We start from the raw sequence: 13,837 nt of genomic DNA, 5'->3' as shown, positions 1-13,837 counted from the left end.
CCTGCAAGATCGACTCGGTTTCCTTGAAGTCGGGGGGTCCGAGGGCCAAGGACCCCCCGACTTCCTGAAAACCGAGTCGATCCTCTGCTCAGGCTGCGTGGCGCGGCCTCCTCACGCTCCTTGTCTGCCCGGCCGCTCCCGGCGGTGCAGGATCGCCACTGCCAACCCGAAGAACAGCGTGGGCGTCAGCACCAACACCAGCCACTGCGCGGGCGTGAGCGCAGCGAGCACACCGTCGTGGGTGGAACGCCCCAGGAACGTCCCAGTGGCGCTGAACCCCACCCGGGTGAGCAGCAGCGTGACGCCCACCGGAACCACAAGTGCGAGCAGGCGCCGCCGCAACACCGCTGGCGTCGACAGGATGGCAAGGGCGAAGAGCAGGTATCCCGCCGTCAGCAGGATCGCCTCGATCCGGCCGACGCCGACGGTGAAGATCCACGTGCCGTAAACGGGAGTCGTCGCGTCATCAGCACCAGTCACCTGGGCGATGCTCGGAGCACCGACGCTGATTAGCGTCGCCGCCGTCAGCGTGCCGAGTCGCCAGCGCGCGAGGGAAGCCGCGGCGGAACGGGGAGCACGGACGGCGAGCACCAGCGGAACCATCGCGGCGAGCACTGCGGGCCAGAGATTGCGCACAGTGGAATATTGCCCGTAATCCTCGGCGACCCGCACCACCTCGAACGCCGCGCAACAGACGGCGATCGCGGCTGCCGCTCGGCCCCACCCGAACACGGCCGACACCGCCACGGTGAGCCACAGCAGCGCCACGAAACCGACCGGCCAGAGGACGAACGGTTCTCCCAACCCCTCGGGATAGCCGTCCGCGAACATGGCGAGGTGCAGCACCGGAACGCGCGCATCCCGCACGAACAACATCAACGCGGCGATCAGGCCGAGCGCCTGCGCCGCCTCCCGCCACGCATCGCCCGAGAATCGCGCACCAGCCTGGCGGACATGCGCGTGCAACGCCCCGCCGAGCAGGGCGAGCACGTCCCGCGCCGCCGGCCTGCGCTGGCCCGGTGACGCGTCGTCCAGCAGCACCCCGATCAGCTCGTCCTCGTACTGCCGACGGTAGGCGCGGGGATAACAGGCCAGCAGCCACCGGTAACCGTGTTCCAACGTCATGCCGCACCCCCGTCGACGATGAGACCGGCGCGGCGCAGTCGCACGCTCGCCGCGTCGGCGTTGCTCCGCAGACGCGCCGACTCCTCGGCGAGTCGTTGCGCCCCCGACGCCGTGAGTCGGTAGTAGCGGCGCAACCTGGACTGCACCTGCTCCTCGCGCTCGATGTCGATGAGGCCCTCGGTCCGCAGCCGGTCGAGGGCCGCATAGAGGGTGCCGGCGCGCAGGTCGACCCGCCCATCGGAGATCTGGCGGACCTCCTCGAGGACGGCGTAACCGTGCCGTGGAGCCTCGACGAGTGCGGTGAGGATCAGATAGGTGGACTCATGCATGGAAGCCTTCGCCATCGCCGCAGCATATACCGTCCGACTGTATATACGGCAGCGCGTCTCACCGCAATTCGCGTCGTGTTTACCGGCCCGCCCCGCCGGAGATGTGGAGCGGCATGGATCTGCTGCGAACGCGTCGCCCGCCGGCACCACTGTTCGCCGGGCTCGGCCTCGTCGTCGTCATCGGCTTCGCCATCGCCGCCTGGACGGTGTGGACCAATGACCAGGCGCTGCAGGACCGAGGGGTGGAGGCCACCGCCCAGGTCGTCAAGGTCAACAAGGGTCGCATCCACGTCGAGTTCGAGACCCCGGACGGGCGGCGGGCGCAGACGCTTGTCGGTCAGGGCGACGAGCCACCCGGTGCTGCTCCGACGGTGGGCGACGAACTCCCGATCGTCTACGACCCGCAGGACCCGGAGGCGGAGGTCGCCGACCGCCGCGCCCCGCAGAACCACCGCGTCGCCTACCTGCTCGCCGGCGTCGCGGCCTTCGGCGCGGTCAGCATGCCACTGGCCACCGTCGCACTCGTACGGGCCAACCGCCGGGCACGGTAGCCGCTTCGCTCCTCGGCTGGCCCTCAGGCCGGGGTACGGCAGGCGGCGTCGATGCGGTGGACCGGGCGGACCCGACGGCCCATGCCCTCCAACAGCGAATCCTCGACGTGGAAATCGTGAATGCGCAGTTGGTGGCGGGGCAGTTCCTCCTCGCTCGGGCAGAGCACCTGGGCGCGGACCAGACCGACCGGGACGTACCGGACGCCGCCCTTCTCCTGAAGGATCACCATGTTGACGTCGTCGGTGGTGACCACGTGCCCGCGTACGTCCTCGGTGGGCCCACTCTCCGGGCCCACTGTGGTGACTGTCAGCGGCAACACCGGCGTGGTGATCACCGGCACGGCGGCCCAGATCAGGGTGGCGAGCACCGCCACCTCGGTCACCGACGCCAGCGGTCGGATCACCATGCCCGGCAGCGGCCCCGCGATGAACAGGGCCAGCAGCGGAGGTAGCACGATGAGCACCAGCGCCAGCCACTCGTCGCCCTGCCGCATCGCTTCGCGCATCGTGGGCAGCATCAGCCAGCCGTAGCCGGCGAGCAGCGCGCCGATCAGCAGCAGCCTGGGCACCACCCGCTCGTGCAGCCGCCCCGGGCGCAGTTGGAACGCCGCCACGAACGCCGGCAACAGCAACGGCAGATAGAGCAACGGCCAGGTGATCAGGGCGAGGAGGAAGCTGGCAAGCACCACCCAGGCGGGGGTGATGTCGGCCCAGCGGGCGAAGAGCGGGCGGCGACGGGTGCCCGGCGGAAGTCGATCCGCGCTGACGGCCAGTACCGCGCCGAGCGCGAAGACGGCGACCAGCCCGGTGGAGAGCAGCCGGGCCGCCGTGGTCAGGAAACCGGCGAGCAGGTTGACCGGCCCGACGTTGGCCACCAGCAGCAGCGTGGTCTGGAGCTCCCCGCCGGCCTCCACGCCGAGGCGGAGCACCGAGAAGATCGCCGGTACGCCCACCACTGCGGTCCAGAACGACTGACTGGCGCGGGCGCGCCGCTCCGCCGGATCCCAGCGGACCCGCCCCGGCTCGACCGCGGCGACGACCGGCTCGGCAGGTTCGGCGACCGGCACTCCGGCCGGCCAGACGACGTCACCTCCTGCGCCGGCCGCTGAACGATCGACGGCCGGAGGTGCTGCGGCCGTACCGTCGACTGCCGGCGCGGCGTCGCTGCCGGGCACTGACGTGCGGGGTGGCGGGACCGGCCCGTCGCCGCTGGTGGCGGTCGGTGCCGCGCTCACTTCGCGGGCGCCTTGTCGTCGAAGTCGACGAGCTTCGGTACCTCCAGCGGCTGCGGCTGGCGCTTCTCGGCCTTCAGCCAGGGGCCCAGGGTCCGGTTGTACGCGGTCTGCCAGGGGCTGGCGTCGCCGTCGCGGCCCTGCACGTAGCTCTTCTGCAGGAAGAACGCGACCAGGTCGCGCAGCGCGGGATCACCGATCGGCACGCCGATGCCCAGCAACTCGCTGGTGCCGAACGGCATGTCCACGATCTCGAACTCCTTGGGGAAGCTGGCCAGGAAACCGGCGAGGATCGACTCGTCGGAGCTGACCGCGTCGTACCGGCCCTTGCGGATGCCATCGACGCAGTCGCCGACGTCCTTGACCACGAACGTCTTGACCTGGTGCTTCTCCAACTCGGCCTCGGTGGTGGAGCCGCCGCTGGTGCACACCTTGTACGCCGGGTCGCGCAGATCCTCGATGGTGCGGACCTTGTCCTTGAGCCGAACCGGCACCATCACCTCCTGCGTGGTGACGAAGTACGGCCCGGCGAAGCTGACCAACTGCTTACGGTCCTCGGTCATGGAGAAGCTGGACACCACCAGGTCGACGGTGCCACCTTGCAGCGACGGGATCCGGTCCTCGGTGGCCACCGATACGAACTCCAGCCGCTGATCCCCCTCGTAGCCGAGGGAGGCCGCGACGTAGCGGGCGATCTCGACGTCGAACCCGACGTGCTGGCCGTTTCGCAACTCACCCATCAGCGGCTCGTTGGTGGCGACACCGATGCGGAGCTTCGACTGACCGTAGATGTGCGTCTCGCGCATCTTCTCCTGCACTGAGGGCAGTTCCGGTTCTTTCCGGCTGTCGCAACCGGCCGCGGCGGCGAGTACGAGGGTGAGAGCGACCGCCAGCGTCGAGGCGATCGAGCGGAGCCGGGACTGCGAACTGCGTGAGTTCATGGGCGACCTCGCTACCGGAAGGGCCTGCGGAACACCGAGAGTAGCCGTTCTTGTCCAATCCGTGTGGGCGCGATGACCCCTGCCGAGTCGACGGCTCGGATCGACGTCGATCGGCGCGGCGGTCGGCTCTGCGGTTGACAGCCGGCGTAGTCACGACATGCTGGACGGGTGAGCCGATTGTCCAGACCCGATGCGCGCACGGTGGCGGTGCTCGCGGCGCTGGGAGCCCTTGCGCCGCTGGTCATGCTGGTCGTGTGGCGCCGACAGGACCTCCTCGGCGTGGTTCTCGCGCTGCTCTGCGTGCTGATGACAATGGTCGCCGGGGTCGCGGTCTCCGCCGCCCGTCAGGTCGACGATCCGGAGCCGGCGGACCGGTCGGCAGTCGTCGGGCCGCCCGAGCTGATGCCGTACGGGATCGACGCGGACACCCTCGACGCCTTGGACCCCAGGGACGCGTTGCGTGCGGTGCGTGACCGCCGACGCGGGTCGAACGGGCTCAGCGGCCGGTGAGCGTGGGTGCGGAGAGCGCGTCCACACCGCGCCCCGCCAGACACCGGTAGGTCCTGTCGATGCTCCCATCGATCGGCGGTAGCACCTCCAGGTGCCAGCCGGTCGGCTCGGCGATCCCGGTGGTCACCCGGAACGTCGTGGTGCTGCACACCTGTCGCACCGGCTCGGCGGCGGCCACCTCCTCATAGTCGGCGCCGACAAGCGACACCGGCAGGATGCCCTCGGCGTACGTCTCCCAGGTGTGTCGGCCGGCGCAGGACAGCCGAGCCGCCTCGGCGCGGCTGCCGCGAATCCGCATCGGGCCGAAGCACTCCAGCTCGGGCAGGCACCGGGCACCCTCGGGCAGGGCTGTGGGCGCACCGGTGCCGGTCGCGCAGCCGGGCAACGGCCCGGTCGCCGGTGCGGCGATCTGGGTGGCCGACGGGTACGGGGTGGTTGGTGGCGCCCGGTCGGCGACCCAGGCCCCGGCGGTCGCGGAGGCGGCGAGCGCGAGCACACCGGCGCCGCCGAAGAGCCAACGCCGCCACCGTCGACCGGCGGGGTCGGCTCGCTGAGTGTCCTCGATGGGCGATCGGGGCACCGGCTGGCTGGCCGCGTACGGGCCGGAGAGTGTCGCGGCACCGCTGACCGGAGCGCCGCTGACAGGTGCCGCCGGTGAGCCGAGCGGCAGGTTGCTGAGCAGGTCGTGCAACTCCAGGGCGGAGGGGCGCTCAGCCGGGTCGTTGGCCATGCCGACGCGCAGCACGTCGATCAGCTCGTCCGGCACCCCGGGCAGGGCGGGGAGCGGCTGGTTGAACATCTCCAGCACTGTGACCAGGCTCGGGTTGCGCTCGGACTGCCAGCGGGGCGGCCGGCCGTGCATCACCGCGTAGAGGGTGGCGCAGAGCGCGTACACGTCGACGGCCGGCGACGGCGGGCTGTGGCTGAACATCTCCGGCGGCGCGTACGCCGGGGTGAGCACCTCCAGGGTGACCGAGGCGTCCCGGTGCTCGGCGAGGACGGCGAGCCCGAAGTCGGCGAGCACCGCCGAGTTGAAGTGCGAGTGGAGGATGTTTGCCGGCTTCACGTCCCGGTGCAGCACCCCGGCGGCGTGCGAGTGGGCCAGCGCGTCCGCGATCTTGATGCCGAGGTCGCGGGCCTCCACCGGGCCGAGCGGCGAGGTGCGCATCCGCTCGGCGTACGAGCCGTCGCAGAGCTCCATGATCAGGTAGGGGTGCTGATCGACAGTGACCCCCACGTCGAAGAGGTCCACCACGTGCGGGTGGGACGACATCCGGCCGGCCGCCCGCGCCTCGCGCAGGAAGCGGGCCTGATCGCGCTCGCTGTCCAGCGTCCGATTTTCCACTTTGACGGCGACCTCGCGACCCACCGAGATCTGGGTGGCCTGGTAGACGGTCGCGTACCCGCCCCGGGCAAAGACCCGCAAATCAGTCAGGCCGGGCACGATCGGCACTGGCAGGCCGCCGGTCGGGGTGTCGGTCACCGCTCGAAAATACCCAACCCGACCGATGGCTCAGCGCACCGCGTCCGCCGGAGCCGCACCGGCGGGACCGGTACCCTCCTCGGCGACCGCAGTCGACCCGGAACCCTCGGACGATCCGACCCCGCCGGGCGGGATGCCCCGCCGGGCGTCCAGACGCAGACCGACGGCGGTGGCCACGGCGCCCAGCCCTTCCCACGCCGCCACCCCGAAGAACCGGTCGGGAGCGATGTCGGCCAGCACCGCGATGGTGAACACGGTGAACGTGACAAGCCGGAAGACCACAGTGAACCGGTAGAACGCCCGCCACTCGGTCACCGTGGCGAGCAGGTAGTAGACGCCCATGTTGAAGGCCGCCATCGAGGACGCCAGCAGGAACGTCCCGGTGTGATCACCGACGGCCCGCGTCGCGGGCACCTCGAACCCGAGCATGCGCAGCTGCGCCTCCGGCCAGAGCAGCCCAACCGCGCCCATCACCAGCGCCAACACGCCGAAGACCGCGATGGTCCAGCCCGCGATGGATCGCGGCAGCTTCATGAAGGGCCTCCCCAGGCACGGCGACGGTCACCACTGTGGACCCGTACGCGGTGGTGACACGCTAGCCGCTCCCCCCGACCACCACATCCCCAGAACCGGCAAAACCTGCACCCCACCCCCCGGGCCGCGTTGATCAAGAGCTTTCGGTCACCGGCGGCCCGGATCCTGACGCGAACCTCTTGATCAACAGCGGAGGGTGAGGGGGTCAGACAGGGGCGGTCAGGCGGGTGTGGAGAGCGTCGGCTGCGGCTCGTTCGCTGCGCTGCTCGGTGGCGTACGCCAGGCGGACCGCCTCCTGCGCGCAGGACAGCGCCTCCGCCGGACGACCGCAGGCGGCCAGCGCCTCGGCCAGCACACTCGCCGCGATCACCTGGCTGCGCACGTCCTCGGCCGGTGCGGTGACCGCCCGGCGGGCCCAGTCCAACGCCTGCTCCCGCTGACCATGAGCGAGCAGCGCCGCAGCGTACTGAGCCATCGTCTGACGACGGGAGAAGAGCAGCGACGGTGCGTTCGCGGCGGCCGTGGCCACCGGGGCGAGCAGCCCGACAGCGGTCGCCGAGTCGCCGGCGGCGAGACGGGCCGTCGCCAGCAACACCCGGGGCGCCACCTGCGCCGGGGCCTGCGGATTGTGCGGCTCCACGGCGGTCAGCACCGCGCGGGCCACCCGCTCGGCAGTCTCGCAGTCGCCCATGTCCAACGCGACGAAACCGCGCAGTGTGCCGGCCATCCCGGTGAGCAGCGGATGCGAGGTGCGCTCCGCGTACGCCAGGGCGTCGGTGAGCAGGTCCGCCGCGTGCTCCGGCTCGCCCAACCCGCGCGCCACCACCGCCCGGACCACCAGGGCGAAACCGCGCCCCCAGTCGTCGGACACGGCGGCGAACTCCCGGTACGCCCGCCGGGCCTCCCGGTCAGCCTCGACCAGGTCACCCAGCTCGGCCGTGGCGAACGCCGCCACCGCGCGCAACGTGCCCACCGCCCACGCCTCACCGACCCGCTCGCCGAACGGCAGGAACACCTGCGCCATCCGACACGCCTCGCGCAGTCGACCGGCGAGCAGCCGGGCGAACGCAGTGGTGCCGCGCAGCCAGGCCCGACCGTACGGGTCCTTCAGCTCGGCGAAGAGCCTGGCGGCCCGGCCGAGCACCGCGTCGGTTCCGGCGAAGTCACCCCGGGTGGTGGTCACCCAGGCCAGGTTCTGTAGTGACCACGCCTGCCCGCGTCGGTCCTGCGCACCGAGGCTGACCTGGTACGCGGCCGCCAACCGGCTGCTCGCCTGACTCAGCCGGCCCGCCACGAAGTCGGCCATGCCGAGCCGGCGCATCGCCGTGGCACGCTGCGTGGGCAGCCGCCCCTCGGTGGCCACCTGCAACGCCTCCTGCCAGGCGGTCACCGCCCGGCCCTGATCACCGAGGGTCTCCTGGGCCTGCCCCGCCAACAGCAGGGCGCTGACCCGGGTGACCTCGTCCCCCGCGTTCGCGGCGATCTTCTCGGCGTACGCCAACGCGTCGGAGACCCGGCCTACCTGGAGCAACGCCCGCGCGTGCACCACCCGGTCGGCTGCCGGCACCCCGTCGCGGGCCAGTTCGGTGGCGCGCTCGGCGTACTCGACGGCCATTGCCGGCTCACCGCCGGAGAGCGACCGGCGGGCGGCCCGGCCGAGCGCGGCCACGCCGAGCGGAACCACAGCCCGGGCCGGCGCGTCCGGGCGCAGCTTCACCGCGTCGGCGAGCGTGGCGGCCCGCTCGACGTGCGTCGCCACGAAGTCGTCCCGGGCCTCGTCGGTGAACCCGCCCACAGTGCTGACCGTGGTCTCGTCCACCGGCGCCGCCCAGCGGGCCAACGCCGCGTGTCGCTCGGCCAACTCGGCCTTGCTCACCCCGGCGTACGCGGCCTCCCGCATGAGCGGTGTGGCGAACGAGTAGCCAGCGCGCGAGCGGTGCAGCATGCGGCGTTGCAGCAACTCCTCGACCGCCCGGTCGAGTTCGACGGCGACCACCGCCGACGGCCGACCGTCGCGACCGCCGCGCTGCTCCCGCATCGCCTCCAGCGCGCCGGTCGGCACCGTGTCACCGGTGACCGCGGCGTCGCGCAGCACCGACCGGGCGTCCGGCGGCAACGCGTCGATCCGGGCCGCGAGCACAGCGGCGAGGTCCCGGGAGAGCAGCCGACTGCCCAGCGAGCCGGGCACCAGCCGCCAGCCGGTCGACCCGCTCTGCTCCCGCTCGCCGGAGCCGGCCCGATCCACTGCGGCACCCCGTGTCGAGGCGGCACCGCGCACTGATTCGGTGGTGAGCGCCCCCCGTTCGATAAGCAGGGTGACCAGCTCGGCCAGGTAGAACGGATTGCCCTGCGCGGTGGCGAGCAAACGGTCGGTGTCGGCCTGCGGCAGCTTGCCGCCGCCGAGGTAACTGGTGAGCAGCCGGGCCGCGTCGGCACCGCGCAGCGGCGGCAGCGAGTGCACCTCGGCGTCCGCGACCCTGGTCAGCGCGCCAGCGGTACGCACCAGCTCGGGGCGGCCGAGCAGCAGCACCAGCACCGGGCCGGTGAGCTTGGACAGGGTCAACCCGAGGGCACCGATCGTCTCGGCGGTGGCATCGTGCAGGTCGTCCACCACGATCACCAGCGGCGCCTCCGAGGCGAGCCCGCTGAGCAGGTCGGCGACGGCGTTCGGCACCACCTCGGCGTCCGCGGCCGGAGTGCCCGATCCGCCCCACTCGCCGCTGTCGCTGCCACCGTGCGCCGGGAGTTCGGCGTAGCCGAGCAGGGCCAGCAGTTGCTCCGTGGCGATCGGCGGTGTCTCCGCACCAGAGCGGGCGAGCCGCTGCCCGAGCCGGCGCAGCCGCTCCTCGACCGCCGGGCGGGTCAGCGCTGTGGACGCGTCGCTGGGCAGACCGACGGCGGCCCGCACCAGATCGGCCAGGGGCGCGAGCCGTCGCCGCTCCCCGAACGCGGCACAGCGCACCGAGAGGACCCGGGCCCCGGTGTGCGCCGCGTACCGGCCAGCACCGACGTCGTACCCGGCGGCGAGGCGCTCCACCTCGGCGGCGAACCGGGACTTGCCGATGCCCGCCTCGGCGGTCATGAGCAGCACCCGTGGGTCGCCCTGGTCGATCACCTCGGCGAGTCGGCCGGCGACCCGACCGATCTCCGTCTCCCGGCCGACGTACGGTGCCTCGTCGCCGAGCCCCGAGCGGGTGCCCGGCGCGTCCAGCAGACCCAGCAGCTCGTACGCCTCGACCGGCTCACGCTTGCCCTTGAGCCGCAGTGGGCGCAGCGCCCGCCAGGAGGAGACGTGCCTGGTGGCCGCGGCGGTACGACCACCGGCGTAGACGGCCCCGACGGCGGCGGCGTCGGCGAGCCGGGCCGCTGTGTTCACAGTGTCGCCGATGACCGTGTATTCAATAGCGGCCTGGATGCCCGCGATGACGTCGCCGGTGTTCAGGCCGACCCGCAGCCCGAGCGGCGCGCCGCCGCCCCGCTCGTCGTCGAGCACCCGGCGGACGGCCCGTTGCATGGACAGGGCGGCCCGGACGGCGCGTTCGGCGTCGTCCTCGTGCGCCACTGGGGCGCCGAAGACCGCCATGATGCCGTCCCCGGTCAGCTTGTCGACGTGCCCGCCGAACGTCTTCACCGCACCGGCGAGGGCAGCGAGCACCCGGTCGGTGACCGCGCCGACGCGTTCCGGGTCGAGATCCTCCGACCAGGAGGTGAACTCGGAGAGGTCACCGAAGAGCACGGTCACCACCCGGCGCTCGGCCGCCGGCAACGTGGCGGCGGCCGGCAGCGCGGCGCCACAGTTGTGGCAGAACCGCGCGCCGGGAACGGCAACGGTTCCACACACGGGGCAGGTCACATGTGCTCCAACCCACTGACCCCGGGCGCGGATTCCCCGGTGTCGACGCCCAGATACTCCAGCTGGGCCCGAACCGACCATTCGGCCGCCCACCAGAGTGAGCGGTCCACGTCCGCGTAGACCGTCGCGACCACGTCGGCGGGGGTGTGTGCGCCGGCGGCGACCGCCGCCCGGACCTGGTCGAGCCGGGCCCGGCGGTGGGCGAGGTAGAAGTCGGCGGCGGCGGCGCAGTCGGCCAGCGCGGGGCCGTGTCCAGGCAGCGCCGGGATCCCCCGGTACGTGGACAGCAGCTCCAGGCTGCTCAGGTAGTCACCGAGGTGCCCGTCGGGATGGGCGACCACCGTGGTGCCCCGGCCGAGGATGGTGTCACCGGTGAGCACCACCCGCTCGTCGCCGTGCTCGACGAGGAAACAGACCGAGTCGGCGGTGTGCCCTGGCGTCTGCAACAGACTGATGTGCAGACCGAAGCCGCCGAAGTGCTCGCCCGGCTCGGTCAGCGGCTCGCCGCCGATGGTGTGCGCCGGGTTGGCGGCGAGCACGTGCACGCCGCCGAGCAGCTCACTCAGCCGGGCCGCGCCCTCGGTGTGGTCGGGGTGGCCATGGGTGATCAGGATCAGCCCGACCGGGCCGTGCTCGGCGATTCGGGTCAGGTGCCCCTCGTCCGCCGGCCCCGGGTCGACCACGATGCCTGACTCGGCCGCCGGGGCGCGCAGCACCCAGGTGTTGGTGCCGTCGAGGGTCATCGGCCCCGGGTTCGGCGCACGCAGCAGTGAAACCCAGCGGGGCAACTCGTCGGCAAGCGCCGCCACCGCCCCCGTCACGTGCCCGCTCATGGCTGCGATCGTACGACCCCGCCCGCCACACCCCACGATCTTGCACATGCGACCCCTGATTCATCCCGGTTCAGGGCTTTCGTCCGAGCCGGAAGTGCAAGATCGCGGGGCGATGGGGACGCGTCAGGCGACCTCGACGATCAGCTCGATCTCCACCGGGGCGTCCAGCGGCAGCTCGGCCACACCCACGGCACTGCGCGCGTGCCGGCCGGCCTCCCCGAAGACGGTGCCGAAGAGATCCGAGGCACCGTTGATCACGGCGGGCTGACCGGTGAAGCCGGGCGCGGAGGCCACGAACCCGGTCACCTTGACCACCTTCACCACGTTCTCCAGGCCGACCAGCGAGTCGACAGCGGCCAGCGCGTTGAGCGCGCACCGCTGGGCCAGATCCTTCGCCTGCTCGGCGGAGATCCCGGCGCCGACCTTGCCGGTCGCCAGCAACTTGCCCTCGGCCATCGGCAACTGGCCGGAAACGTACACATGCTGGCCGGACTGCACGGCCGGGACGTAAGTGGCCACCGGCGGCACGACCTCGGGCAGGTCGAGACCCAGCTCGGCGAGCTTCGCGTGCGGACCGTTGCTCACGCCTTGGGCCGCTTCAGGTAGGCGACCAGCTGGTCCGGATTCGGGCCGGGGACCACGGCGACGAGCTCCCACCCGTCCTCGCCCCAGTTGTCGAGGATCTGCTTGGTCGCGTGGACCAGCAGCGGGACCGTGGAGTATTCCCACTTCTGCATCGCTGAAGGGCTCCCTCTCGGTGCGGAATTGTTCGAGGGACAGCCTACGGTCCGCTGGCCGGACGAGGTACGGGACGCTGCTCCGGCGCGGCCGGCAGCTCCCCGCAGCGCCCCTCGTGCTCGTACCCCTGGGGGCAGCGGGACCGGTCGGGCAGCAGCAGGTCGCAGAAGACACGGTGCCGGTTGTTCTGATCGTCGGCGTTGGAGACTGTGGTCTCACCGGCGTCCAACTCGGGCAGGAAGCCCAGGGACACCGCGACCCGGCCGGCCAGCACGGTCGCCGCCGCCAGATTCGGCACCCGGATCGGCAGGTGGATGACGAAGCCCGGCTCGTCGTCCTCACGGGTCCGCTCGGCGGGCTGGCTCGGCACCCGGGCCGTCTCCGCCTGCTCCGGCATCCGGCGGTACGACCGTTCGTTGATCGACTGGTTGGTGACCTGCCCGCCGGCCTCGACCACGGACCCGAGCCGGCGGGGCCGGTCGTTCGTCGGGAACTGGGTGCGAGGGATGTTGTCCGCGTCGCGCATGCACTGCCTCCGGTCGTACCTCTCGGACCATGCTTCCGGCCCGGACCCGTTCGTCCGTTCCGGCCCCCGCACCGGGACGAAGGTAGGTCTGTGGCTGCGGTCCCGCCAACAGGACGCGCACAAGAGGTCACCAACAGTCACATATGCGACACACCGCAGGTCGGGGGCACGACACCGAAACCGACGCGGGTACCGCTCACCGGATCGCTGGGGCCGCTCGGCAGGCAGGGGCGACACCGATCCGGTCATCGACCGCTACCCTTCCGGTCGGACGGTCGCGCTGCGCCCGGCCGCCCGCTCGATCACGCTCGGCGCCAGGGGTGGCGGCGGGCGCCGCACCCCTGGGGGAACGACATGACCCACCCGCCCAGCGGCGACCAGGCCGGCACACCCGCTCACCCGCCGGCCCACCCGGATCCCACCGGTCAGCCCGCGCCGACGATCCCCAGCCAGCCGACCCCCGCTCCGCAGCCCGGGCAGCTCGCTCTCCCCGCCTCCCCCGCCCAGCCGGCACTTCCCGCCGCCCCCACCTCAACAGCCTTCCCCGGGCAGCCCGGCGGCCCCAGCCAGCCGACCTTCCCCGGGCAGCCCAGCGGTGCCGGGCAGCCGGAAGCGCCTGGCGGCCCCACCTCGGCCGCCGCACCGACGCAGCCGGGTGCCCCGAACTCCTCGTCCATTCCGCCGGCCCCGCCGGCCTATCCGCCCTACCAGGGCACGGCCGGGCCGAAGAAGAAGCGCGGTCTGCTGATCGCGGCGATCGCCCTGGTCGTGATCATGGTGCTCTGCGTGGGGGGTGGCGCTGTGGCCTTCCTGACCCTGCGCAATGCCGAGACCGGCGAGGGCGCCAAGGAGCCGGCGGTCGCCGTCGACGAGTTCCTCACCGCGGTCTACAAGGATCGTGACGCGGCAAAGGCGGCCGATCGCGTCTGCGCCGCCTCCCGCGACGACGACAAGATCGCCGCGAAGGTTGCCGAGGTGGAGAAGTACGCCTCCACCTACCAGAACCCGCGCTTCCGGTGGACCACCCCGAAGGTGGACAACCAGACCGGGGAACGGGCCACCGTCTCCACCCGGCTCACGATGACCACCGCGGACGAGAAGGTGGCCGACCAGGAGCTGCGCTTCACTGTGGTGCAGAAGACGGGTTGGTGGGTCTGCGAGGTCGCCTGACCGCCCAGCCTG

At 72.1% G+C, this 13,837-nt stretch carries 13 protein-coding genes and 1 pseudogene; 3 read left to right on the top strand and 11 right to left on the bottom strand.

Features of this window, described 5'->3' with window-relative positions; genetic code table 11:
* Positions 1 to 111: 111 nt before the first annotated feature.
* Together AB0C19_RS12065 and AB0C19_RS12060 are read right to left on the bottom strand one after the other, a co-directional pair.
* Complete coding sequence (locus AB0C19_RS12065) at positions 112 to 1,125, bottom strand: hypothetical protein (protein ID WP_357183320.1); 1,014 nt, start codon at positions 1,123 to 1,125, stop codon at positions 112 to 114.
* Entirely contained in the window at positions 1,122 to 1,469 is a 348-nt protein-coding gene (locus tag AB0C19_RS12060) for a PadR family transcriptional regulator (RefSeq protein WP_238682335.1), read from the bottom strand. Before AB0C19_RS12060 ends, AB0C19_RS12065 begins: the two co-directional genes overlap by 4 nt.
* A 98-nt stretch (positions 1,470 to 1,567) precedes the next feature.
* On the opposite strand from AB0C19_RS12060, the gene AB0C19_RS12055 reads away from it, so the two are divergent.
* Entirely contained in the window at positions 1,568 to 2,005 is a 438-nt protein-coding gene (locus AB0C19_RS12055; protein WP_357183317.1) for a DUF3592 domain-containing protein, read from the top strand.
* 23 nt (positions 2,006 to 2,028) lie between these two features.
* On the opposite strand, the gene AB0C19_RS12050 is transcribed toward AB0C19_RS12055, so the two are convergent.
* Both AB0C19_RS12050 and AB0C19_RS12045 read right to left on the bottom strand, forming a co-directional pair.
* Positions 2,029 to 3,240, bottom strand: coding sequence for a hypothetical protein (locus AB0C19_RS12050; RefSeq protein ID WP_357183314.1), 1,212 nt, complete (start codon positions 3,238 to 3,240; stop codon positions 2,029 to 2,031).
* Positions 3,237 to 4,178: a transporter substrate-binding domain-containing protein gene (locus AB0C19_RS12045; protein ID WP_357183312.1), complete on the bottom strand. Its 942-nt coding sequence runs from the start codon at positions 4,176 to 4,178 to the stop codon at positions 3,237 to 3,239. Before AB0C19_RS12045 ends, AB0C19_RS12050 begins: the two co-directional genes overlap by 4 nt.
* A gap of 168 nt (positions 4,179 to 4,346) precedes the next feature.
* On the opposite strand from AB0C19_RS12045, the gene AB0C19_RS12040 reads away from it, so the two are divergent.
* Positions 4,347 to 4,688, top strand: coding sequence for a hypothetical protein (locus AB0C19_RS12040; protein ID WP_210780781.1), 342 nt, complete (start codon positions 4,347 to 4,349; stop codon positions 4,686 to 4,688).
* Here AB0C19_RS12040 and AB0C19_RS12035 read toward each other — a convergent pair.
* The 7 genes from AB0C19_RS12035 to AB0C19_RS12005 form a co-directional block, all read right to left on the bottom strand.
* Positions 4,675 to 6,171, bottom strand: coding sequence for a serine/threonine-protein kinase (locus tag AB0C19_RS12035; RefSeq protein ID WP_357183309.1), 1,497 nt, complete (start codon positions 6,169 to 6,171; stop codon positions 4,675 to 4,677). The two genes, AB0C19_RS12040 and AB0C19_RS12035, sit on opposite strands and share 14 nt — an antisense overlap.
* A gap of 30 nt (positions 6,172 to 6,201) precedes the next feature.
* On the bottom strand, positions 6,202 to 6,705 hold the full coding sequence (locus AB0C19_RS12030) for a hypothetical protein (protein ID WP_357183306.1): 504 nt from the start codon (positions 6,703 to 6,705) through the stop codon (positions 6,202 to 6,204).
* A gap of 205 nt (positions 6,706 to 6,910) precedes the next feature.
* Positions 6,911 to 10,558: an adenylate/guanylate cyclase domain-containing protein gene (locus tag AB0C19_RS12025; RefSeq protein ID WP_357183303.1), complete on the bottom strand. Its 3,648-nt coding sequence runs from the start codon at positions 10,556 to 10,558 to the stop codon at positions 6,911 to 6,913.
* On the bottom strand, positions 10,555 to 11,391 hold the full coding sequence (locus AB0C19_RS12020) for an MBL fold metallo-hydrolase (protein ID WP_357183301.1): 837 nt from the start codon (positions 11,389 to 11,391) through the stop codon (positions 10,555 to 10,557). Before AB0C19_RS12020 ends, AB0C19_RS12025 begins: the two co-directional genes overlap by 4 nt.
* A gap of 123 nt (positions 11,392 to 11,514) precedes the next feature.
* On the bottom strand, positions 11,515 to 11,976 hold the full coding sequence (locus AB0C19_RS12015; RefSeq protein ID WP_357183298.1) for a RidA family protein: 462 nt from the start codon (positions 11,974 to 11,976) through the stop codon (positions 11,515 to 11,517).
* The gene (locus AB0C19_RS12010) at positions 11,973 to 12,128 is read right to left on the bottom strand and encodes a DUF4177 domain-containing protein (RefSeq protein WP_007466198.1); all 156 of its coding nucleotides are present in this window, start codon (positions 12,126 to 12,128) and stop codon (positions 11,973 to 11,975) included. Before AB0C19_RS12010 ends, AB0C19_RS12015 begins: the two co-directional genes overlap by 4 nt.
* 44 nt (positions 12,129 to 12,172) lie before the next feature.
* Positions 12,173 to 12,655, bottom strand: coding sequence for a hypothetical protein (locus AB0C19_RS12005; protein ID WP_357183295.1), 483 nt, complete (start codon positions 12,653 to 12,655; stop codon positions 12,173 to 12,175).
* A 681-nt stretch (positions 12,656 to 13,336) separates the two neighbouring features.
* Between AB0C19_RS12005 and AB0C19_RS12000 the strand changes: the two are divergent.
* Positions 13,337 to 13,825: pseudogene (locus tag AB0C19_RS12000) on the top strand (hypothetical protein); the annotation flags it as partial.
* Between the last annotated feature and the right edge of the window lie 12 nt (positions 13,826 to 13,837).

It is taken from the genome of Micromonospora sp. NPDC048842, assembly GCF_040649935.1.
Taxonomy (GTDB): Bacteria; Actinomycetota; Actinomycetes; order Mycobacteriales; family Micromonosporaceae; genus Micromonospora; species Micromonospora hortensis.
This window is presented reverse-complemented; position numbering and strand designations above follow the sequence as displayed.

Bases quoted from the DNA above. Each gene is read 5' to 3' on its own strand.
- AB0C19_RS12060 (WP_238682335.1), bottom strand. From the start codon at position 1,469: ATGGCGAAGGCTTCCATGCATGAGTCCACCTATCTGATCCTCACCGCA.
- AB0C19_RS12065 (WP_357183320.1), bottom strand. From the start codon at position 1,125: ATGACGTTGGAACACGGTTACCGGTGGCTGCTGGCCTGTTATCCCCGC.
- AB0C19_RS12010 (WP_007466198.1), bottom strand. From the start codon at position 12,128: ATGCAGAAGTGGGAATACTCCACGGTCCCGCTGCTGGTCCACGCGACC.
- AB0C19_RS12020 (WP_357183301.1), bottom strand. From the start codon at position 11,391: ATGAGCGGGCACGTGACGGGGGCGGTGGCGGCGCTTGCCGACGAGTTG.
- AB0C19_RS12005 (WP_357183295.1), bottom strand. From the start codon at position 12,655: ATGCGCGACGCGGACAACATCCCTCGCACCCAGTTCCCGACGAACGAC.
- AB0C19_RS12045 (WP_357183312.1), bottom strand. From the start codon at position 4,178: ATGAACTCACGCAGTTCGCAGTCCCGGCTCCGCTCGATCGCCTCGACG.
- AB0C19_RS12055 (WP_357183317.1), top strand. From the start codon at position 1,568: ATGGATCTGCTGCGAACGCGTCGCCCGCCGGCACCACTGTTCGCCGGG.
- AB0C19_RS12030 (WP_357183306.1), bottom strand. From the start codon at position 6,705: ATGAAGCTGCCGCGATCCATCGCGGGCTGGACCATCGCGGTCTTCGGC.